Annotated in this window: 15 protein-coding genes; 8 read left to right on the top strand and 7 right to left on the bottom strand. The window is 62.9% G+C overall.

The features are described from left to right. The first annotated feature begins 159 nt into the window (after positions 1 to 159). A complete protein-coding gene (locus tag DET50_RS05295) occupies positions 160 to 1,233 on the top strand; it encodes an efflux RND transporter periplasmic adaptor subunit (protein WP_113861837.1) in 1,074 nt (357 codons plus the stop codon). Then, entirely contained in the window at positions 1,230 to 4,460 is a 3,231-nt protein-coding gene (locus DET50_RS05290) for an efflux RND transporter permease subunit (RefSeq protein WP_113861836.1), read from the top strand. Before DET50_RS05295 ends, DET50_RS05290 begins: the two co-directional genes overlap by 4 nt. Before the next feature lie 5 nt (positions 4,461 to 4,465). On the opposite strand, the gene DET50_RS05285 is transcribed toward DET50_RS05290, so the two are convergent. Next, positions 4,466 to 4,909, bottom strand: coding sequence for a potassium channel family protein (locus DET50_RS05285; RefSeq protein WP_181799939.1), 444 nt, complete (start codon positions 4,907 to 4,909; stop codon positions 4,466 to 4,468). 133 nt (positions 4,910 to 5,042) lie between these two features. On the opposite strand from DET50_RS05285, the gene DET50_RS05280 reads away from it, so the two are divergent. Genes DET50_RS05280 through DET50_RS05260 form a run of 5 tightly spaced genes read left to right on the top strand, consistent with a single transcriptional unit; the run spans position 5,043 to position 13,497 of the window. Next, positions 5,043 to 6,281 carry an efflux RND transporter periplasmic adaptor subunit gene (locus tag DET50_RS05280; protein ID WP_113861835.1) on the top strand — a complete coding sequence of 413 codons (1,239 nt, stop codon included), beginning with the start codon at positions 5,043 to 5,045 and terminating at the stop codon, positions 6,279 to 6,281. After that, positions 6,278 to 9,442 (top strand): efflux RND transporter permease subunit, encoded by a 3,165-nt coding sequence (locus tag DET50_RS05275; protein WP_113861834.1) that lies wholly within the window; start codon positions 6,278 to 6,280, stop codon positions 9,440 to 9,442. Before DET50_RS05280 ends, DET50_RS05275 begins: the two co-directional genes overlap by 4 nt. A 16-nt stretch (positions 9,443 to 9,458) precedes the next feature. After that, positions 9,459 to 10,154: an ABC transporter ATP-binding protein gene (locus DET50_RS05270; protein ID WP_113861833.1), complete on the top strand. Its 696-nt coding sequence runs from the start codon at positions 9,459 to 9,461 to the stop codon at positions 10,152 to 10,154. Then, entirely contained in the window at positions 10,151 to 12,430 is a 2,280-nt protein-coding gene (locus DET50_RS05265) for an ABC transporter permease (RefSeq protein ID WP_113861832.1), read from the top strand. Before DET50_RS05270 ends, DET50_RS05265 begins: the two co-directional genes overlap by 4 nt. Then, a complete protein-coding gene (locus tag DET50_RS05260) occupies positions 12,427 to 13,497 on the top strand; it encodes a lipocalin-like domain-containing protein (RefSeq protein WP_113861831.1) in 1,071 nt (356 codons plus the stop codon). The genes DET50_RS05265 and DET50_RS05260 overlap by 4 nt, the downstream gene beginning before the upstream one ends. Before the next feature lie 4 nt (positions 13,498 to 13,501). On the opposite strand, the gene DET50_RS05255 is transcribed toward DET50_RS05260, so the two are convergent. The 6 genes from DET50_RS05255 to DET50_RS05230 form a co-directional block, all read right to left on the bottom strand. Beyond that, on the bottom strand, positions 13,502 to 14,710 hold the full coding sequence (locus tag DET50_RS05255) for an ammonium transporter (RefSeq protein ID WP_113861830.1): 1,209 nt from the start codon (positions 14,708 to 14,710) through the stop codon (positions 13,502 to 13,504). A gap of 196 nt (positions 14,711 to 14,906) precedes the next feature. Beyond that, the gene (locus tag DET50_RS05250; protein ID WP_113861829.1) at positions 14,907 to 15,335 is read right to left on the bottom strand and encodes a YkvA family protein; all 429 of its coding nucleotides are present in this window, start codon (positions 15,333 to 15,335) and stop codon (positions 14,907 to 14,909) included. A 92-nt stretch (positions 15,336 to 15,427) separates the two neighbouring features. Continuing rightward, positions 15,428 to 15,982 (bottom strand): tRNA-uridine aminocarboxypropyltransferase, encoded by a 555-nt coding sequence (locus tag DET50_RS05245; RefSeq protein WP_113861828.1) that lies wholly within the window; start codon positions 15,980 to 15,982, stop codon positions 15,428 to 15,430. Positions 15,983 to 15,999: 17 nt separating this feature from the next. Then, complete coding sequence (locus tag DET50_RS05240) at positions 16,000 to 17,643, bottom strand: phytoene desaturase family protein (protein WP_258546061.1); 1,644 nt, start codon at positions 17,641 to 17,643, stop codon at positions 16,000 to 16,002. After that, complete coding sequence (locus DET50_RS05235) at positions 17,637 to 18,128, bottom strand: DUF6231 family protein (protein WP_113861826.1); 492 nt, start codon at positions 18,126 to 18,128, stop codon at positions 17,637 to 17,639. Before DET50_RS05235 ends, DET50_RS05240 begins: the two co-directional genes overlap by 7 nt. Then, positions 18,125 to 19,450, bottom strand: a complete 1,326-nt coding sequence (locus DET50_RS05230; RefSeq protein ID WP_113861825.1) for a DASH family cryptochrome — start codon at positions 19,448 to 19,450, stop codon at positions 18,125 to 18,127. The genes DET50_RS05235 and DET50_RS05230 overlap by 4 nt, the downstream gene beginning before the upstream one ends. 123 nt (positions 19,451 to 19,573) lie before the next feature. Between DET50_RS05230 and DET50_RS05225 the strand changes: the two genes are divergently transcribed. Continuing rightward, the gene (locus DET50_RS05225; RefSeq protein WP_091997877.1) at positions 19,574 to 20,686 is read left to right on the top strand and encodes an S-(hydroxymethyl)glutathione dehydrogenase/class III alcohol dehydrogenase; all 1,113 of its coding nucleotides are present in this window, start codon (positions 19,574 to 19,576) and stop codon (positions 20,684 to 20,686) included. Positions 20,687 to 20,788 lie beyond the last annotated feature (102 nt).

Genomic DNA, 20,788 nt, shown 5'->3' with positions numbered 1-20,788 from the left:
CCCTGCATGGATCCAACTCCTCCATGCGGGGCTTTTTTTGTGTCATATCAAAGCACTCCGATGGCCATGGGCTATGCTTGTGTACGACTACGTTCCTGTGTGGTGCAACGATTGTTACCATGTAGTTATTAGCAAATAACCCAAAGGAATCAGGTGCCCATGGTTACCCGTTCGCGTTTTCATCCCTGGCTGGCCGCTGCCGTCCTGTTAATGCCCACTCTGGCGCTCGCCCAGCAGGAGGAACTGGACATTGTCGAGGTTGAGCGGGCTCCCATCGAGGAGACGGTTCACCTGGACGGGATTATCGAGGCCGTTCAGCAAAGCACCGTCTCCGCGCAGACCAGTGGTACCGTCCTGAAGCTTCCTTTTGATGTGGATGATTCAGTGGCGGCCGGAGACCTGATAGTTCAGCTGGAAGACAGTGAACAGCGGGCGCGGCTGAGCCAGGCCCGGGCCGGACTGGAGGAGGCCATGGCGGCGCTGGCCGACGCCCGGCAGCAGTTCGCGCGTATCGAGGCAGTCCATGAGCGGGGCCTGGTGTCACGCCAGGAGTTCGACCAGGCCCGGAACAACCTGGCCGCAGCCCGGGCCCGGGTGGAACGGGCGCAGGCGGCGGTTGCCGAGGCCGAGGAACAATTGAGTTATACCCGCATCGAGGCCCCCTACGGCGGCATCCTGACCGAGCGGCACGTGGAAATCGGAGAGGCGGTCAATCCCGGCCAGCCGCTGCTCAGCGGGCTTTCCCTGGAACAGTTGCGGGTGGTGGTCGATCTGCCCCAGAAATACGCGGACCTGGCCCGCTCCGAGCGACGGGCCACGGTGACGCTCTCGGACGGCCGGTTACTGGAAACCGGCGAGATGACCTTCTACCCCTACGCGGATCCGGCGACCCATACCTTTCGTCTGCGGATGCGGCTTACCGAGCCCAACGGTTCCCTGTTTCCCGGCATGCTGGTGAAAGTCAGTGTGCCGGTGAACAGCCGTGAATCCCTGTGGGTGCCGGCGAGCAGTCTGGTTCACCGCAGTGAGCTCAGGGCAGTGTTTGTCCTCGACAGTCAGGATCGGCCCCGGCTGCGTCAGGTGCGCACCGGTGTGCAGGATGGCCAGCGCCTGGAGATCCTGGCGGGGCTGAGTGAGGGTGAGCGAGTGGTCACCAATCCCTCGGTTCTGGTCGGCAGCGAGCGGCTGAACCTGCCTGAGGCAGCCGAGCCCGGCGGGGAGGAAAGCCGGTGAGCGAGGAACTGCCAGGCGTCGGACCTTCCGGCGCCATTGCCCGGGTCTTCCAGGACAACAAACTGACCCCGCTGCTGGCGATGCTGGCGGTTGTGCTGGGGGTGCTGGCGGTAATCATCACCCCCAAGGAAGAAGAGCCCCAGATCGACGTCACCATGGCTGACATCATGGTGGGTTTCCCGGGCGCCAGTGCGAGAGAAGTCGAAAGCGCCATCGCCACCCCTGCCGAACAGGTGATGAGTGAAATCAAGGGCGTCGAGCATGTCTACTCTGTCTCGCGTCAGGGTCAGGCCGTGATCACCGTCCAGTTCGAGGTGGGGGTGCCCCGGCAGGAGGCGCTGGTACGGCTGTATAACCAGGTGTATTCCAATCAGGACTGGTTGCCGGCAAACCTGGGCGCCACCCAGCCGGTGGTCAAGCCCAAGGGCATTGACGATGTGCCGGTGATGACCCTGACGCTTTACGATCCGGCCCACGGCCACACCGGTGAGGCGCTTACCCGCCTGGCCCACATGCTGGAGGTGGCGCTCAAGCGTGTACCCGGTACCCGGGATGTCTATACCGTGGGGGGCATACCGGACCGTGTCGATATTCTCTTTGATCCGGCCTTGCTGGCAGGCTTTCAACTGACGGTCAGTGATATCCAGAATGCCCTGCAGGCGGCGAACGCCAGCAGCCAGGAGTCCCGGGTGACCCGCAATAACCTGTCGATTCCGGTGCAGGTGGGTACCCTGCTCGAAACCGTCGAGGATGTGCGTAATCTCGTGGTGGGCATGCATAACGGCGCGGCCGTGCATCTGGAGGATGTGGCCCGGGTTCGCCGTGGCGGAACCGTTGCGGACCAGAGTGTGATGACCGGTTTCGGCCCGGGTGAGCAGACCGGCGCCGCCGGGGAACCCGGTGAGGTCTACCCGGCAGTGACCCTGGCCATCGCCAAGAAACCGGGGGAAAACGCCATCGAGATCACCAACGCCGTCCGCAAGAGGCTGGCGTTATTGCGTAACCGGGCCCTGCCCGCGGGTGTTGAAGTGCTGGTCACCCGGGATTACGGCGAGACGGCCTCCCAGAAGGCTCGTAAGCTGATCTCGGACCTGATTTCAGCCACCCTGGCGGTGATGATCCTGGTGCTGGCCGCCATGGGCTGGCGCCAGGCGCTGATCGTCGGTATCGCGGTGCTGATTACCCTGTTGCTGACCCTGGTGTTCTCCTGGGCCTGGGGCTTCACGCTGAACCGGGTCTCACTGTTTGCGCTGATTTTCTCAATTGGCATCCTGGTGGACGACGGTATTGTCATTACCGAGAACATCAACCGGCGAATCCAGAGTTCCCGCCGGGCGGTGAAGGACATCATTCCAGTGGCGGTAGACGAGGTGGGCACTCCCACCATCATGGCCAGTCTGACCATCATGGCGGCGCTTATTCCCATGGCCTTCGTCAGTGGCCTGATGGGGCCCTACATGAGCCCGATCCCGATCAATGCCTCCGCCGGCATGGTGATCTCCCAGATCGTGGCCTTTGTGGTGGCGCCGTGGCTGGCCCTGCGTCTGCTGAGGCACAAGAAAGGCGAGGCCGCGGAGGCAGCGGCGGAGGCTTCGAATTCCGCCGAGGGCGTCAATTCCACGTCGCTGAGGTTGTTCCGGGCGCTGTTGTCGCCGTTCCTTGGCGATCACGCCTGGCGCCGCCGGTTTCTGGCGCTGGGCGTGGTGTTGCTGACGGTTGCAGCGGCTTCCTTGCCGGTGTTCCAGGCGGTGATCCTGAAGATGCTGCCATTTGATAACAAGTCCGAGCTCCAGGTCGTGGTGGACATGCCCGAACGCACACCCATGGAGAAGACCCAGCGGGTCCTGCTGGAGATGGGGCATTACCTGGAAACCGTAGACGACGTCGCCAACTGGCAGACCTATGCCGGTACTGCTTCGCCTATCAACTTCAACGGCCTTGTGCGGCAGTACTACCTGCGCAGTGAACCTTACCAGGGCGATATCCAGGTCAACCTTGTCGGGGAAGAGAATCGGGCACGGCAGTCCCACGCTATCGCCCAATCCCTGCGTGGCCCCCTGACAGAGATCGGGGACCGCCACAGCGCCGAGGTCAAGGTGGTGGAAGTGCCGCCTGGCCCGCCGGTGATGGCGCCGGTGGTGGCGGAAATCTACGCCGTGAATAACGAGCGCAGGGCCGAACTGGCTGCCCAGGTGGCCGAAGGCATGACCCACGTGGACGGACTGGTACAAGTTGATACCACCCTTGAAGCGCCGACCCGCCAGTGGGAAGTGGTGGTGGACCGGTCCCGGGCCGCGCGGCTGGGTATTTCCCAGTCGCAGGTGGTCATGGCCCTGCAGACGGTCCTTGGCGGGCACGGTGTCAGTTTCCTGCATGATGAGCATGCCAAGTATCCGGTGCCCATCCGGGTCATCCTGAGTGAAGGCGACAAGGCCCAGCCATCCGCCCTGCTGTCGGTGAATGTGCGCAGCCGCAGTGGTCAGCTGGTGCCACTGGCCAGTATTGCCAGGGTCCGGGAGGCAGACTGGATGGGCGCGATCTACCACAAGGATCTGTTACCGGTGACCTACGTGACCGCGGCCATGGCCGGGGAGATCGACTCGCCCCTGTACGGCATGTTTGCCATGGTGGAGCGTCTGCAACAGGACCCGGGTGCGCCGGAACAGTATTTCATCAATCAACCGGTGTTGCCGGAGAAAGGCACGCTGAAATGGGATGGCGAGTGGCAGATTACCTATGAAACCTTCCGGGACATGGGGATGGCCTACAGCGTCGGCGTGTTCATGATCTTTGTGCTACTGGTGGCCCAGTTCCGCTCCTACATTCTGCCGCTGGTGGTGATGGCGCCGATTCCGCTGACCCTGATCGGTATCATGCCCGGGCATGCCCTGATGGGCCGGGAATTCACCGCCACCAGTATGATCGGCATGATCGCCCTGGCGGGCATCATCGTTCGTAACTCGATCCTGCTGGTGGTATTCATCCGTCAACTGCTGGATGAGGGGGTCGAGCTGGGTGAGGCCGTGATTCTTGCGGGCGCTGTTCGAATCAAGCCGATCGCCCTGACGGCAATATCGGCGATGGTGGGCGCCTACTTCATCCTGAACGATCCGATTTTCAACGGCCTGGCGATCTCCCTGGTGTTCGGTCTGGCCATGTCCACCCTGTTCACCATCATCGTGGTACCGCTGTTGTACTACAATCTGGCCCGCTGCAAATGGCTTTGATGTGATTAACGAGCGGGCCAGTAGCGCTGCATTTCCACGAACAGGAACGAGGCGCTCCAGGTAATCAGCACCAGCCCGGTCAGGCCTTCGATTCCGGTCAGGAAGCGCAGCGGTCCGATGGCTTCGATGTCGCCGTAGCCAAGGGTGGTAAAGGTTGTGAAGGAAAAGTAGACGCAGTCCATCAGGGTGCCGTTGAAGTTGCCCAATAGCTCACCCCAGCCATCGGCTTGATGCATGAGATAGTAGGGCACGGCGAAGAGCCAGACTTCCAGGGAATGGGCGGCCAGGCACCCCAGTACCGCAACGATGAGACGGAAATGTTGGCTCTGGCGCATTTTGGAGAGCAGTCCGCTCAGACGGATCAGCACGGCGTTGTGCAGCACCACAACCAGGCACACGATTGCCACGTTTATTAATGTCACCAGGATCAGGTTGACGTGGGACTCCATGACCAGTCGCTCCAACATGCGAAAAATTGACGCACCCACTATTCTGGGGGGATCTGAAAACATCTTCAGATTGTATAGTAGATTCAATACCTTCGCGCGTCGCCCCGCGATCAACCTGACAGGCTAATCACCGATGCTTAAACGTCTTTTGCCGCTGATCATTCTCGCCATCGGCGTCGCCGGTTTTATCTTCCTGAAAGCAACCCGGCCGGAGCCGGCGGAAGTGAGTGCGTCCGAGCGCAGCTGGCAAGTGGATGTGCAGACTGTGCAGCCGGATACCCACATGCCGATACTGCCCTTGTATGGCGAAATTGTGGCACCGGAACAGGTGGACATCACCGCCACCCTGGCCGGACGCGTGGCGCAAAGGCCGGTGGCCGAAGGCCAGCATGTCCGGGAAGGGGATCTGCTGCTGGCGCTGTCCGAGGCCGATATTGCCCCGGTGCTGGCCCAGGCGCGGGCCCAGGTCGCGGACCTGGAGGCCCAGATCCGTTCCGAGCAGGTGCGTTTCCGCAATGATCGCAGGGCCCTGGAAAGCGAACAGGCAATCCTCGAGAACGCCCGCCGGCAATTCGAGCGCATCCAGTCCCTGGTGGCGCGGAACCTGGCTTCCCGGGAGAACCTGGAAGCGGCCACCGATGGCCTGGCCCGGGCGGAGCTGACCGTCAGCACCCGGCAGCGGGCGATTGACGATCATCCGGCAAGGCTGCAAAGCCTGGAAGCCAAACTCGAGCAGGCCCGGGCCAATCTGGACTCGGTGCAACGGGATGCCGGGCGGGCGCGGGTCATCGCGCCCTTCGATGGCGTGGTCACCGGCATCCAGGTGGCCGCCGGCGACCAGGTGGCCCGTAACGAGCGGCTGCTATCGATCTATCCGGTGAAGGGGCTGGAGCTGCGGGCGCGGGTGCCGGAAGTGTTCCGGGCGGAGCTGTTGGAGGCCATCGAGCAGGGTGACCGGCTGGTGGCGACCGCCGAGACGGGCCACCGGTTCCGGCTGGTGCGGTTTGCCGGCCTCGCGGACCCGGCGGGGACCGAGGCAATCCTGGAGCTGATTGGCGAGCCCGGCGGGTTGAGGCCCGGTGGCTTGCTGCCGGTCACCCTGCAACGGCCGCCCCGAGCCGATACGGTGGCAGTGCCTTTCAGTGCCCTCTATGGCGCGGGCAGCGTTTACCTGATGGATGATAACGGCCGGATGCAACGGGTGGAGGTGCAGCGGATTGGCGAGGCCCGAAGCAGCAACGGCGAACGCCAGCTGCTGATAGCCGGTGATGGCCTGGAGCCGGGAAGCCGGCTGATCACCACCCATCTGCCCAATGCCATGACCGGCCTCAAGGTGACCGTGGCCGAGCCGGCCGGGGAGTCCGGGCAATGAAACGCCGGAAGGGGCTGATTGGATTTTTTGTCCACCACCGGGTGGCGGGCAACCTGGTCATGCTGGTGATGCTGCTGGGTGGCGCGCTGGCGCTGACCCGCATGAATATCCAGTTTTTCCCCACCTTTGCCCTGGACGTGGTCAGTGTGCGGGTGGTCTGGAGCGGTGCGTCGGCGGAGGATGTGGAGCGGGGTATTACCGATCCCCTGGAGCAACGGCTGCGCAGCGTGGATGGCCTGAAGAAAATGACCTCCACCTCGGCCCAGGGGGTGTCCTCGATCACCCTGGAATTCGAGGAAGGGACCAATCCGATCCAGGCACTCGATGACGTTCGCCAGCAGGTGGATGAGTTCAATAACTTCCCCGCCGATGCCGAGGAGCCCCAGGTCACCCGGGTGGAACGGTACGAACCGGTGGCCCGCCTGCTGGTCTATGGCGACATGGCGCGCAGTGAATTGCGTCAGCTGGTCTACCGCTATGAGGATGAACTGCTGGAGCGGGGTATCGACCGGATCACCATCCGTGGCCTGCCGGAGCAACAGATCAGCATCGATGTGCCGGTGGAGCGCCTGGAATCCCTGAACCTGTCCCTGGACCAGATTGCCGATCGGGTCGCCGCCATCTCCCGGGATCTGCCCGCCGGCCTTTTGGCACAGCAGGACGCCACCCGGGAACTGCGTTCCGTGGAACAGCGGCGCAGTCCCCAGGCCTTTGAGACCATACCGGTGCTCAGCGGTGACCGTATCCAGCTGCGGCTGGGGGATATCGCCATCATCCGTCAGGAATCCAGGGATAACCAGACAACGCTGGAGAACGAAGGCATGCCGGCGGTGGAGCTCCAGCTCCAGCGTGCGGAAAACGGTAATTCCCTGGCGGCGGCGAACGTGCTGGAAGGCTGGCTGGCGGATACCCGACCGGTCCTGCCGCCCTCGGTTAAGATCGAGGTCTACGATGAAACCTGGCAGCTGCTGGACGATCGCATCTCGCTGCTGGTGGAAAATGGCCTCGGCGGCCTGGTGCTGGTGATCTGCCTGTTGTACCTGTTCCTGCCGGGCCGGGTGGCTTTCTGGGTGGCAGTGGGCATTCCCACAGCGTTCCTGGCGGCGCTGGCGGTACTCTGGCTGGCTGGAGGTTCCATCAACATGATCTCCCTGTTTGCCCTGATCATGGCGTTGGGGGTCATTGTCGACGATGCCATCGTGGTGGGAGAGGACGCCGATGCCCATGCGCGCATGGGCGAGCCGTCGATCTATGCCTCCGAAGGCGCCGCCAAACGCATGGTATGGCCGGTCCTGGCCTCGTCCCTGACCACAGTGGCGGCGTTCATGCCGCTGCTGGTGGTCGGCGGCGTGATCGGTAATATCCTTGGGGATATTCCGACGGTGATGATCTGTGTGCTGGTAGCCTCGCTGATAGAGTGCTTCATCGTCCTGCCGGCCCATCTGCGCCATGCCTTTATCCCGCGTCGAACAAAAACCAAATCTGCCGAAGCGGAGACCGAAAAGCGCAACCCGGTGGCGCGCCTGCGCACGGGCTTCGAACAGCGATTCGATGCCTTTCGCGAAGGCCGCTTCCGTCGGTTTTCCCGTCTCAGCCTCAGGTACCGGGGCGTGACCGTCGCCAGTGCCCTGGCCCTGGCTATCGTCACCGTGGGCCTGCTGGCCGGCGGCCGGCTCGGGTTCAACTTCTTCCCGACCCCGGAACCCTCGGTGTTCTATGCCAATGCCAGTTTCGTCGCCGGTACCGATGAGAACACCGTGGACCGGTTCCTCGAGCAGATGCAGCGGGCCCTGAATGAGACCGAAGAGGCCTTTGGCGGTGACCTGATCCTGCATGCGGTGACGACCCGGGGGGCAACCCAGGGCGCCGAGGGCACCTCCCGCAATGGTGACGAACTGGGTTCCATGCTGGTGGAGCTGGTGCCGTCGGATCAGCGTTCGGTGCGCAATCCGGCGTTCATCGAGGCCTGGCGCAGCCGGCTGTCTCTGCCCGCGGGTATTGATAACCTGACCATTTCCGAACGCCAGGCGGGTCCGCCGGGACGGGATGTGAATGTGCGTCTCACCGGCAACGATGCCGAGGATCTCAAGCGGGCTGCGGAGGAGCTGGGCGAGGCGCTGTCCACCCTGCCCGGGGTGCTCGATGTGGAAGACGATATGCCCTGGGGCCGGGAGCAGTTGATCTACCAGGTCAGCCCCTACGGCGAGGCTTTGGGCCTGACCACCGCCGACCTGGGCCGGCAGCTGCGGGCGGCCTTTGACGGTCGCATCGCCCAGATTTACCAGGACGGGCGGGATGAAGTGGAGGTGCGGGTCCAGTTGCCCCGGGACCAGCGGGAACGGTTGTCCACCCTGGCACGCATGACCATCCGGATTCCCGATGGCCGCTTCGTGCCATTGTCCCAGGTGATGAACCTGGATCATCGCCAGGGCTTCCAGGCACTGCGCCATGCCGATGGCAAGCTGGCGGTGGAAGTCACCTCCGCACTGAACACGCGGGTGGCCACTACCGACCAGATCCTGGACAGCCTGCAGGCCGAGGCGCTGCCGGATATCGCCAACCGCTACGGGGTGCGTTACAGCTTCGAGGGCCGAGCTGCGGACCAGCGGGAAACCATGGCGGACATGAGAACGGGCCTGATGATTGGTCTGGCCCTGATGTACGTGGTGCTGGCCTGGGTGTTTGCCTCCTGGAGTCTGCCGTTGATCGTGATGGCCATCATTCCCTTTGCCCTGGTCGGGGCGCTGCTGGGCCACTGGATCATGGGGCTGCAGCTGACCATCCTGTCGCTGTTCGGGCTGTTTGGCCTGTCCGGGATCGTGGTCAACAACGCCATCATCCTGGTGGCTTTCTATAATCAGCAGCGGCAGAAGGGGCTGGAGATCCAGGAGGCCCTGAACGAGGCGGCGGTGCAGCGGGTTCGGGCGGTGTTACTGACTTCGCTGACCACCATCGGCGGGCTGCTGCCGTTGCTGTTCGAAACCTCGCTCCAGGCCCAGTTCCTGATTCCGATGGCCACCTCCATTGCCTTTGGCCTGGGATTGTCGACCCTGCTGGTGCTGCTGGTCATCCCGGCACTGCTGTCCTGGCTGGAACAGTTCCGCGAGTGGCGGGCCCGGCGCCATGGTGACCATGCCGAACCCCTTGGGGCCGATGTGTAAGCAGGCGGGAGAAGCTATGAGACAGCCGGTACTGGAAGCCAGGAATCTGAGCAAGACCTTTGCCAGCGGTGCCGAACGGATCGCGGTGCTTTCAGGGCTGTCTGTTTCGCTGGACGCGGGGCAATCCCTGGCGCTGATGGGCCGCTCGGGCTCCGGGAAGAGCACCCTGCTGAACCTTTTTTGTGGCCTGGAGCGGCCCGACAACGGTGTGATTACCCTGCTGGGCGAACGCTTTGATTACCGGGAGGCGGGAGTTGCAGGGCAGCAGGAAAAGCGTTGGGCCAGGCTCCGGCGGCGCCGGATCGGAGTCATGTTCCAGGAGGCCAACCTGATGCCGGCATTGTCGCTGCTGGATAATGTCCGGCTCCGGGCCCGACTGGCGGAACAACCCCTGGAGCAGTGCCGGACCTGGCTCGAGCGCCTCGGCATCGGCGAGCTGGCCGAGCGCTATCCGGATCAGGTGTCCGGAGGCCAGCGCCAGCGGGCGGCCCTGGCCATGGTCTTCGCCATGAATCCGGATCTGATCCTGGCGGATGAGCCCACCGGTAGCCTGGACCGCCGAACAGCTGAAGAGGTCACGGCAGAACTGTTCCGGCTGCAGGCGGAAACCGGTGTCGCACTTGTTCTGGCCACCCACGATCCGGAGCTGGCCGAACAGTGCCAGGTTACCCTCGATCTGGCGCACGGGGCCCCGGCCGGTCCAGCGCCATGAACCTTTTTGCCGCCCTGTTCAGTCATTACCGCCGCCACCCCCTGCAGCTGGCGGCGCTGGCGTTGATGATCCTGGTGGCGACCACACTCTGGTCCGGCGTGCGACAGCTCACCGAGCAGGCGCGCACCAGCCTGTCCCAGAGCGAACAGGTTATTGCCGGGCGGCAGCAGGTGGTACGTGTGGACGGTGCCCGGCTGACCGTTAGTGATTTCGTGACCCTGCGCCGGGTGGGCCTGTGCGTAATGCCTTGGCTGGAAGTGCCACGGCAGGGCAATGTGGGGTTGGTCATTGGCGTTGATCCCCTTGCGGCGGCCTGTTTCGGGGGAGAGGGCGGCACCTTCGGTAATTCACAGATCCGGCTTGAGGGCGAGCCGTTTGTCGATGTCAGTGAAGCTGCACGGCTTGCTGAGGAATTACCGGACGCCGAGCCCCCGCCTTCCCTGGCGCTGATTGCCGCAGGGAATGTGACCGCCGACGCCCTGCCAGCCGGGTACCGGCTTGCAGACTTCAGCAGGGGCCCGGATACCGGCGAGCTGGGTGAGAGTTTCCTGCTCAATCTTGACGCACTGGGCATCCTGGCGCTGCTGATCACCGCCTTGCTGCTACGCTCGGTCTATCGCCTGGGCATCGTCCAGCGCCGGGACAGCTTCGCCCTGTTGCATCGTTTCGGGGTACCTCCGGCCCAGGTTGATCGCCGGCTGGTGGTGGAACTCCTCGTCCTGTCCGTGCTGTGTGTCCTTCCAGGCCTGTGGCTCGGCAGTTTGCTGGCGGGCCTGCTTGGACAGGGATTCGGGCGCTCCCTTGAGGGTCTGTTCGACGCTCCCCTGTACGAGGCCCCCGGCCAGTGGCTGGCGCCGGCGTTCACTATGATGGCCGTGGTGCTGTTGGCCTGTCTGGCCGATTTCCTAATGCCTGGCGGTCATCGTGTTGTCGCCAGGCGGGGTAAGGGCAAGCTGGCCGGTGGGTTTCTGCTCGTCGGTCTGGTGTTGGCGCTGCTGAGCCCGTCCCTGCTTTGGGTGTTCGTGGCCGTCGCCATCGTCTTTACCGGTGCCGGCCTGCTCACCCCGGCTCTGATCAACCGGCTGGCTGAACGCGCCGCCGGTGCCAGCGCGGACCCGCTCAGCCGGTGGCGTTACCGGGAGCTGGCGGTCATGGCTCGGCAGCTGGCCTTGCCGGTTGTTGCTCTGCAGTTCACCCTCGCTATGGTGCTGGCGATCCAGGCCCTGGTCACCACCTTTGAAGACACCTTTGATCGCTGGCTCGGGCAGCGCCTGGAGGCGGAACTGTATGTTGCGGTGCCCGAAGGGCGGTCGGGGGAGGCCGCTGCCCGGTGGCTGGCATCGCAGCCTGAACTGCAAACGAGTGGTGCCTGGCACCGGGTGATCCGTGGCCGTGGCAGCGTATCGGTCTCTGGCAGCCCCCCAACGCCGGTGGACCTGTTTGGCCTGTCACCGGTTTCCTCCCTGGTCACCAATTGGGATTTGCTCGCTGCTGACGATGATCCCTGGGCGACCCTGACCCGTGGGGAAGCTGTGCTGGTGAACGAGCAGCTGGCGCGACGGCTGGAACTTGGCGTCGGCGACCGCATCGCAGTTGAGGTGGCCGGCGAACAGCTGAACCTCCCGATTGCCGGGGTCTACGCTGATTACGGCCGGCCCGCCGGCGAGATATTGATCAGCGGTACCTTGCTTCCGGAGCAGTTCCAGCCCGTATTCGAGAGTTTTTCCATCACTCCCGGAGCCCTGCCCCTAGCCGAACTGATAAGGGGACTCGAAGCGGCGTGGCAGGTTTCCGATATTACCGTTCGCGACAACGAGGAAATCCGTTCCCTGGCGACAGGGGTGTTCGACCAGACCTTCCTGCTGACCCGAGCCATGACGGTCCTCACCCTGGCCCTGGCCGCCCTGGCATTGCTGATCATGGGCTGGGTATTTTTTACCGGCCGTAACTGGTATTTCCGGCTGCTGGCTGCCTGGGGCCTGTCCCGGCGCGAGGTGGCGGCACAGCTGACCAGACTGTCCGTCGGGCTGACCGGCAGCGTGGCGTTGCTGGCACTGCCGCTGGGTATCTGGCTCACCTGGGTGCTGGTGCATCGGATCAATCCCCTGGCCTTTGGCTGGTCGCTGCCGATGGCGGTCTACCCGGGGTTCTGGGTGGAGCTGATCGGGCTCAGCCTGTTGATCGGCCTGGGCATCGCCCTGCTCATGGGGCGTCAGTTGCGGGCCGGGGCCGCGTTGCCGGTATCGGCCAGCAGTCTGACAGGGGGTGAGCGATGAGACGGACAGCGCTGGTCCTGTTGCTGACGGTGCTGGCCGGATGCTCGCAGGAACCGGAACAGGCCGGTTTTGCCGGGCTGGCAGAAGATGTGGCCGAGCGAGGACAGCGGTCCTACCTGCAGCCCGGACCGGACACCGGTCTGACGTTCCCGGAGGATCTGGGCCCCCATCCACGCCACCGCATCGAGTGGTGGTACCTGACCGCAAACCTGAAAACCGAATCCGGCGAGCCCCTGGGACTGCAGTGGACCCAGTTCCGGCAGGCACTGGTGCCGAGGGACGCGGGATCGAAACCCGCGCCTGAAACCTGGCCCCTGGAAGCCGCCTGGATGGCCCACGCCGCCGTGAGCTGGAATGGGAAACACGTGTTTGCGGAGCGCCTGGCCCGGGGTGATGTGGGTAACGCGGGGGCCGAGGCCCGGCCCGTTTCAGTGTGGCTGGATGACTGGCAATTGGAGGCCGTCGAGGATGATCAGTGGCGGCTTCAGGTACAGGCCGAGAACTTCGGTTATGACCTGACCCTGACCATTAACGATCAACCGGTCGCTCACGGCATCGAAGGTTTCAGCGCCAAATCCGACAGCGGTCAGGGCTCGATGTATTTCAGCTACGTGGATATCGCCATCAGCGGCACCGTCAGGTTTCAAGACCAGGTCCTGGACGTGGAGGGGAAAGGCTGGTTCGACCGGGAATGGAGCAGCCAGTTTCTGAAGACCGGCCAGCTGGGCTGGGACTGGTTTGCCCTGCACCTGGATTCAGGGGACAAGTTGATGGCGTTCCGGTTGCGGGAGGACGGTAACCCGTATGTCTCGGGGACCTGGATTCCGGCAAGCGGCCAGGTACAGCCCCTGGATTCCGGGCAGCTGGCCCTGTCGGTGATCGAGCAACGGGAGGGTGTGCCGGTACGCTGGCGGATTGAAGTGCCGGAACAGGGCGTGGATCTGGAATTGTCCGCACCGCCGGGGAACTACATGAATCAGGGGCTCTACCCGTATTGGGAGAGCCCCGTCGGTGTCTCTGGCAGTCATACGGGAGAGGGGTACATGGAACTCACCGGGTACCGGTGATGGCTCAGTCCAGCGAGGTCGCACCGATCTTGTGGATGCTCACGTCCGCGCCGTTGAACTCTTCTTCTTCGCTCAGGCGCAGGCCGGACACGGTCTTGACGATGCCGTAGACAATCAGGCCGCCACCGAAGGCGACAATCACGCCTGTCAGGGTGCCGACCAATTGGGACATCAGGCTGACACCCCCGAGGCCACCGAGGGCTTGCTGCCCGAAAATACCGCAGGCAATGGCGCCCCAGACACCACAGACACCGTGCAGCGGCCAGACACCCAGAACGTCATCCAGACGCTCGATTTTGTCCTGTGCCCACTCGAACAGGTACACAAAGATGGCGCCGGCGACGCCGCCGGTGATCAGGGCGCCGACCGGGTGCATCAGGTCGGAGCCCGCGCACACGGCCACCAGACCGGCCAGCGGGCCGTTGTGGATAAAGCCCGGGTCCTTCTTGCCCAGCACCATCGCCACCAGAATGCCCCCCACCATGGCCATCAGGCTGTTCACCGCCACCAGGCCGCTGATGCCATCAAGGGTCTGGGCGGACATGACGTTGAAGCCGAACCAGCCCACGGTCAGGATCCAGGCACCCAGGGCCAGGAACGGGATGTTGGACGGCGCAATGGCGACCACCCGACCGTTGCGATAGCGCCCTTTTCGGGCACCGAGCAGCAGTATGGCGGCGAGGGCTACCCAGCCGCCGACCGCATGCACCACCACGGAGCCGGCGAAGTCGTGGAAGGATGCACCAAACTGGCTCTCGAGCCAGGCCTGAAAACCGTAGTTGCCGTTCCAGATCAGTCCCTCGAAGAAGGGATAGACCAGGGCCACGATCAGGCCGGAGCCGATCAGCATCGGATAGAATTTGGCGCGCTCGGCGATGCCGCCGGAGATGATGGCGGGAATGGCGGCAGCGAAGGTCATGAGAAAGAAGAATTTGACCAGTTCATAGCCATTGCCGGCGGTCAGCTCGCTGGCGCCGGTCATGAAGTGGCTGCCGTAGGCGATGTAGTAACCGACAAAGAAGTAGAGCACGGCGGAGACGCCGAAATCGGTCATGATCTTGACCAGGGCATTGACCTGGTTCTTGTGTCGCACGGTACCGACTTCCAGGAAGGCAAAGCCGGCGTGCATGGCCAGCACCATGATGGCACCGATGAGGATGAACAGCGTGTTGGCGCTCTCGGTCAGGGTATGTACTGCACTCGTGATGTCCACGGGTTGATGCTCCTGATGTTGTATTGGCGGTCTCTGCGGACCGCTGATGCATTGACAGAGGGCACCTCAAGCAAGAGGTGTTCCAAAACAATGCAAATCAAGAGCGGGATGGGGTTTGAGCCGGATCGGGGGAAACGTTTTCCGGGAGATGGCGGCATTTTCGCACTAAACAGGTGCGTATTCCGCGAGAATGCACCTATCTGGTGACATCTGTGGATGCCTGGGCTTGCGATTCTTCCTGCTGTTCCTTCCAGGCGGCGTAACGATGTAGATCGGACTCCACCAGCTTCAGGCACAGGGCAACCACGCCAGCGTCGTCCAGGAAACCGAAGGCGAGAATGATGTCGGGAATGAAATCCAGCGGGTTGAGCACATAGAGCAGGGCCCCGGCGACCGCGGCAATGGTTTTCCAGGGTACCGAGCGATAGTTGCCGTACCAGTAGTCCCGGATCATCGAGAACATCAGTTTGATGTCTGCACTGAAGCGTTCGAGCCTACCGCTGCCTTTGACCTTCTCTTCAATCGCCCGTTGCCGGTCCAGCAGGGTTTCCAGATCCTGCCGGTGGACTTTCGATGCCTCGGCATCCAGCTGTTTCTTGGCGTTTCGCTCACTGAAGAGCGCCATGCTCCTACCTCTTGCTAATTTCCGGTCGATGGATGTTTATCATCGCTGATCGTTCCGGGTCATGTCACGGGGGATCGAGCCATCGACCGGGATCAGTAACGGTATCGCAGGTGTTCTGGGACCTGCTCGATCAGACGCTGGACCAGCGCCTCGAACGCTTCATCGATCGGGCGAGTGTCCAGGTCCGGCTCGACAATGCCCAGCAGATGACGGACCGCCTCGGCGGTCGATAACTGGCCCTCGGCCGGTCGCCGGCGGACCCGGTAGCGCCCTGGCGGAGGATCCGAGAAGTGGAAAGCGGGCAATCGGGACAGCTCCGGGTTGAGATGAAGAAGCTTTGATGCCTTTCGCCAGGTACCGTCAAGGACGATCCAGTGGCTGATTGTGGCCACATTCTGCAGTGTCAGCGGTTGGCTTCCCGGGCCCGGGAACAGGAGGGCCGCGCCTGGTTGCAGCGAGTCCGGAGGCAGGCGTTCCGCCACCTGTACTGACAGATTGGTGAGTGTCTGCCGGAGCACCCGGACGGTCCCCTTGCTGTGACCCACTTCCCGGGGGTGCTGAATGACGGTGAGCGGTGTCGAGTTCGGAACCGGTCTACAAACGTCGCAGACACAGATGCGTGGGTGCTGGCCACACTGTTGGCACACTGGTCTCGCCACAGCGTTCAGCCCACGAAAATCCGTTTGGCCAGGCCGGCCCCGCGCCAGCCGCGGATCGCGAGGGTGGTGATCAGGCCGCTGATCATCGCTCCGACCACACCACAGGTCAGTACATCCTGGCCGGTCAGGTAGAGCCCGGGGATCGGGGTTTTCGGCCTGAGCCAGTCCTGCTCGAATCGCTCGGGGTTGTGGTCGAGGCCGTAGAGCTCGCCCCGGCCATAGCGGCAGAACCAGGCTGTGGACAGCGGTGTGGAGGTCTCCACGTAATCCACCTTGCCACGCAGCTGGGGCAGTTTCTGGTACATGATTTCCAGCAGCTGGTCTGTGATCCGGGCCTTCAGGGCCTCGTATTCCTCGCCCCGCTTGCCCCAGATGGTGTCTTGCCAGGGCTCGAACATGTCCCATGTCGTCGGAGCTACGATCTCGATGGTGGAGGTTCCTGGCCAGCGATTCTGGTAATCGGGATCCTTGGCGGCGGGGAAGGAAATGTAAACCACGGGATACTCGCTGTGGTCCGGGTCTTTCAGAAATTGTTCCACGTTATTGTCGTGGTTGGCGCTTGGGTAGATCCAGTAGTTGGTCCGGGGCAGTCCCAGCTCTTCCGGTGTGCCTTTCAGACCGATATAGAGGCCGATGTGGGGCATAGATGGGCTGATGTGTTCACGCTTGCTCCGGTACCCGGCGAGCTCGCGACCTTCCTCTGGCAGCAGCTTTTCGAAGGTATTGATGATGCCCGCATTGCTGATCACCCGGGGAGCCCGGATTTCCTCACCGTCCGCCATGCGCACACCAACCGCGCGGCCCTTCTCCAGCAGGATGTCGGTGACATCGGCGTAGGTGAAGACCTCACCGCCGGAGGCCTCGATCACCGGAAGGATGGTTTTGGCAATCTCGGAAGCGCCGCCGACCGGGTAGAAACCGCCATAGAGGTAGTGTTTGGCGATCAGGGCGTGGACCATAAAGCTCGAATGGCTCGGCGTGACGCCGCAGTCGCCCCACTGGCCGGTGATGGCTCCGATCAGTTCCTCGTTGTCGGTGAGCTCACTCAGAACGTCACGAGTGGTCCGGTTGAAGCAGTCCGGCAGGGCAACGTCCAGCCCCTTGTGAATCAGCGGGTCCAGGATGCCGGGCGTCAGCTTGGACAGGGTGTACCACTGCATGCCGTCGGCGACCTTACCCAGCAAACGGATATAGCGATCAATCGCCTCACGCTCGTCTGGAAAGGCCTGAAGCAGGGACTGGCGCAGACCTTCCTTGCCGGCCCGCAGGTTGACCACCTTGTCGCCCAGGTAGAATCGGTCGTAGACCTCTTCCATGGGGGCCCAATGCAGCTTGCCATCGGTGATGTAATCGAACAGGCGACGGCCCAGGGTGTGGGGCGAGCCCATGTCGCCGATGTAGTGTACCCCCACGTCCCACTCGTAGCCGTTGCGGGCGTAACTGTGGGTGTAGCCGCCGGCGGTGTAGTGCTGTTCCAGGACCAGGACTTTCTGGCCGGCTTTGGACAGGCAGGCTGCGGTGGTCAGGCCACCGATGCCGGAGCCGATCACAATGGCATCGTAGGGTCCATCGAGGCGGTTGGCCCGGTAGCGGCGGCCGATGCGGATGGTACTGGGTTTGAGTGACTTCGATGACGGGCTGGTTACCACCACGCCTTCCCCCACATTTCCGGATTGGCCCAGTTATCGGGATTGTTCCAGGCCCGCTTATGGTTGTAGGTATCCAGGTTGTACGTGTAGAGCGTGAGCGGGCCTTCGTCGGTGTCGATCTCGGCGTGACGCCGGAAACCGAGGCCGATGAAGTCGGTAAACGCCCAGCCGGGTGTTTCGCCAACCAGCACCGCAATCTGGTGGGTGCCGTAGTTGCGCAGCTGACCGAGCAGAAGCGCCCCTTCGTCGAAGGGCAGGTGCTCCAGGGTATCGGTCACCAGGGCAAGGTCCTTGACCGAATCCGGCGGCAGTTCCGCGTTGGGGTCTGTCGTGTCCAGCAGCTGCAAATGGGTATCCGGCTTCTGGTCGCACCAGAGCCTGGCCACCTGCAGGGCGGTCGTGCCACAGCAAAGAAGGCTGCCGGGCTGGGCGGTATCCAGGATACGGGCCAGGATTGCGGCGGCATTCGGTTCAGGGTTCGTCATGACAGGGGCCAGTCAGCTGCATCAACGGTATGGAGTCCCACGGGTTGCTCGGCATGGCCGCCCCAGCGATCAATGAAGGTGCCGCAGGGATCGTACTGGTTCGCCTGTTTTTCCAGGTTGAACTGGCGCAAGCCCCGGGGATCGGCGCCGACGCCCGCCAGATACTGCCAGTTGCCGTAGTTACTGCCTACATCATAGTCGATAAGTTGCTCCTGGAACCATGCCGCGCCGTAACGCCAGTCCAGTCCCAGTTCGTTCACGAAACAACTTGCCACCAGCTGCCGCGCCCGGTTGCTGATATAGCCGGTTTCCTGCAACTGATTCATGGCGGCATTGACGATCGGGTACTCGGTGTTGCCCTCGCACCAGGCCTTGAACCGGTGACCATAGAAGGTCGCAGGCCGGCGCTTGCGTTGCACACCGTCCCGGCGAAACAGGTTGGCTCCGTGTTTCAGGGCGTACCAGAAGAAATATTCCCGCCACAGCAGCTCGAACCAGAGCCAGTAGGTGGACTCGTTGCTGGTTTCACGACGCTCGTATTCCGCGATGCTTTCTGCGACCTCGCGCACTGACAGGCAGCCGTTGGCCAGCCAGGGCGACAGTTTCGAGGAGGCGTCCCAGCTGTCCAGGGCATTGCGGGTTTCCTTGTAACGGGCAATGCCGTGATTGATGAACAGGAACTCCCGGAGCCGGTTGAGTCCGGCGTCCTCACCTCCTGTGAACTGCAGAGGATGCACCGGTTCCGGGATAGGCGGGCACTCACCCCGGTTGTCCTCGGGAAAGCCGGGTGCCGGGGGTAACGCCGTCAGAGTGCGGATGCGCATCTGCTCGCTGTACCGGTGGCCGGTTTTCTCCACCTGTTTGCGGAATTGGGAGAATGTGTCGGGCAATTCCGCCAGGGGCATCGGCAATGCCCCTTCGGTGAACAGAGACAGGGTCTCGAATTGCTGGAACACGGTCCCGGGCAGCGCTTCCTTCAGGGCCTTCCACTGTGCCGCTTCCTCGGTACCCGGCAGGCGCGAACGCACCACCCGGCCGATGCCGTGGGCATGCACCAGTTCCGGAATGACCTGCTCCGGCGGGCCGAAAGCAATGTGCAGGCGCTGACCCATTGCCCGGAGACTGCGCTCCAGGGTCATCAGGCTCTGCCACAGGAAGCGCCAGCGGTGACTGCCCATGGCCTTGCCCTGGAAGCCGCCGGTGGCAAACCAGCGCGGATCTACAACGTAGACACACAGCAGTATGTCGGAGCGGGCGGCGGCCAGCAGGGCGGCGTTGTCATGCAGGCGTAGGTCCCGCGTAAACCAGTAAAGTGTCTGCAACGTATCTCCTTCCCTTCTACGGGCAATGTCCCGTAATTACGGTGATCACGTCAAACAGGATCGGCCGTGGCAGTATTGGTGCTAAAGTAAGTGGATCTCAACCGGAACAAGGAGCCCAGATATATGATCAAATCCCGTGCAGCCGTGGCTTTCGAAGCCAACAAGCCGCTTGAAATCGTTGAAGTGGATGTGGAGCCGCCAAAAGAGGGCGAGGTTCTGGTCCGCATCGTTGCCACCGGCGTTTGCCACACTGATGCCTACACCCTGTCCGGAGCCGACCCCGAGGGTCTGTTCCCGACCATCCTGGGGCACGAGGGTGGTGGCATTGTCGAAGCGGTCGGTCCGGGCGTGAAGGACCTGCAGGTCGGTGATCACGTGATCCCGCTCTACACCGCCGAGTGTGGCAAGTGCAAATTCTGCACATCCGGCAAGACCAACCTGTGCGGCGCCGTCCGCGAGACGCAGGGCAAGGGCGTGATGCCGGACGGCACCTCCCGCTTCTCCTACAAGGGCCAGCCGCTGTACCACTACATGGGCTGCTCCACCTTCTCAGAGTACACCGTGCTGCCGGAAATTTCCCTGGCCAAGATCCCCAAGGAAGCCCCGCTGGACAAGGTCTGCCTGCTCGGTTGTGGCGTCACTACCGGTATCGGTGCGGTGCTGAACACTGCCAAGGTTGAAGAAGGTGCGACTGTGGCCATCTTTGGCCTGGGCGGCATCGGCCTGGCGGCGATCATCGGTGCCAAGATGGCGAAGGCCGGCCGCATCATCGGTGTCGACATCAACCCGGGCAAGTTCGACATCGCCAAGCAGTTGGGCGCCACCGATGTGGTCAACCCCAACGACTACGACAAGCCGATCCAGGAAGTGATCATCGAGATGACCGACGGCGGTGCCGACTACACCTTCGAGTGTGTGGGCAACGTAAAGCTGATGCGCGCCGCGCTCGAGGCCTGCCACAAGGGCTGGGGCGAATCCACCATCATCGGCGTCGCCGGTGCCGGCGAGGAAATCAGCACCCGTCCGTTCCAGCTGGTCACCGGCCGGGTCTGGCGCGGTTCCGCCTTCGGTGGCGTGAAGGGCCGTACCGAGCTGCCTGGCTACGTGGAAAAAGCCGAGAAGGGTGAGATTCCGCTGGATGTGTTTATCACCCACGAGATGAAGCTGGAAGACATCAACAAGGCGTTTGACCTGATGCACGAGGGTAAGAGCATTCGGTCGGTGATTCATTTCTGATGTGTAGCTGTTCCCCGGTCTTGTCGCTGACCGGGGAACAGCAAGTTCGTACCGTGTGCAAAACCGTTAACCCACCTTCCTCAGTTTGTTGCGCAAATATGA

Source organism: Marinobacter pelagius (assembly GCF_003315345.1).
Taxonomy (GTDB): Bacteria; Pseudomonadota; Gammaproteobacteria; order Pseudomonadales; family Oleiphilaceae; genus Marinobacter; species Marinobacter pelagius_A.
The sequence above is the reverse complement of the archived record's forward strand: the minus strand, read 5'-3'. Positions and strand labels throughout refer to the sequence as shown.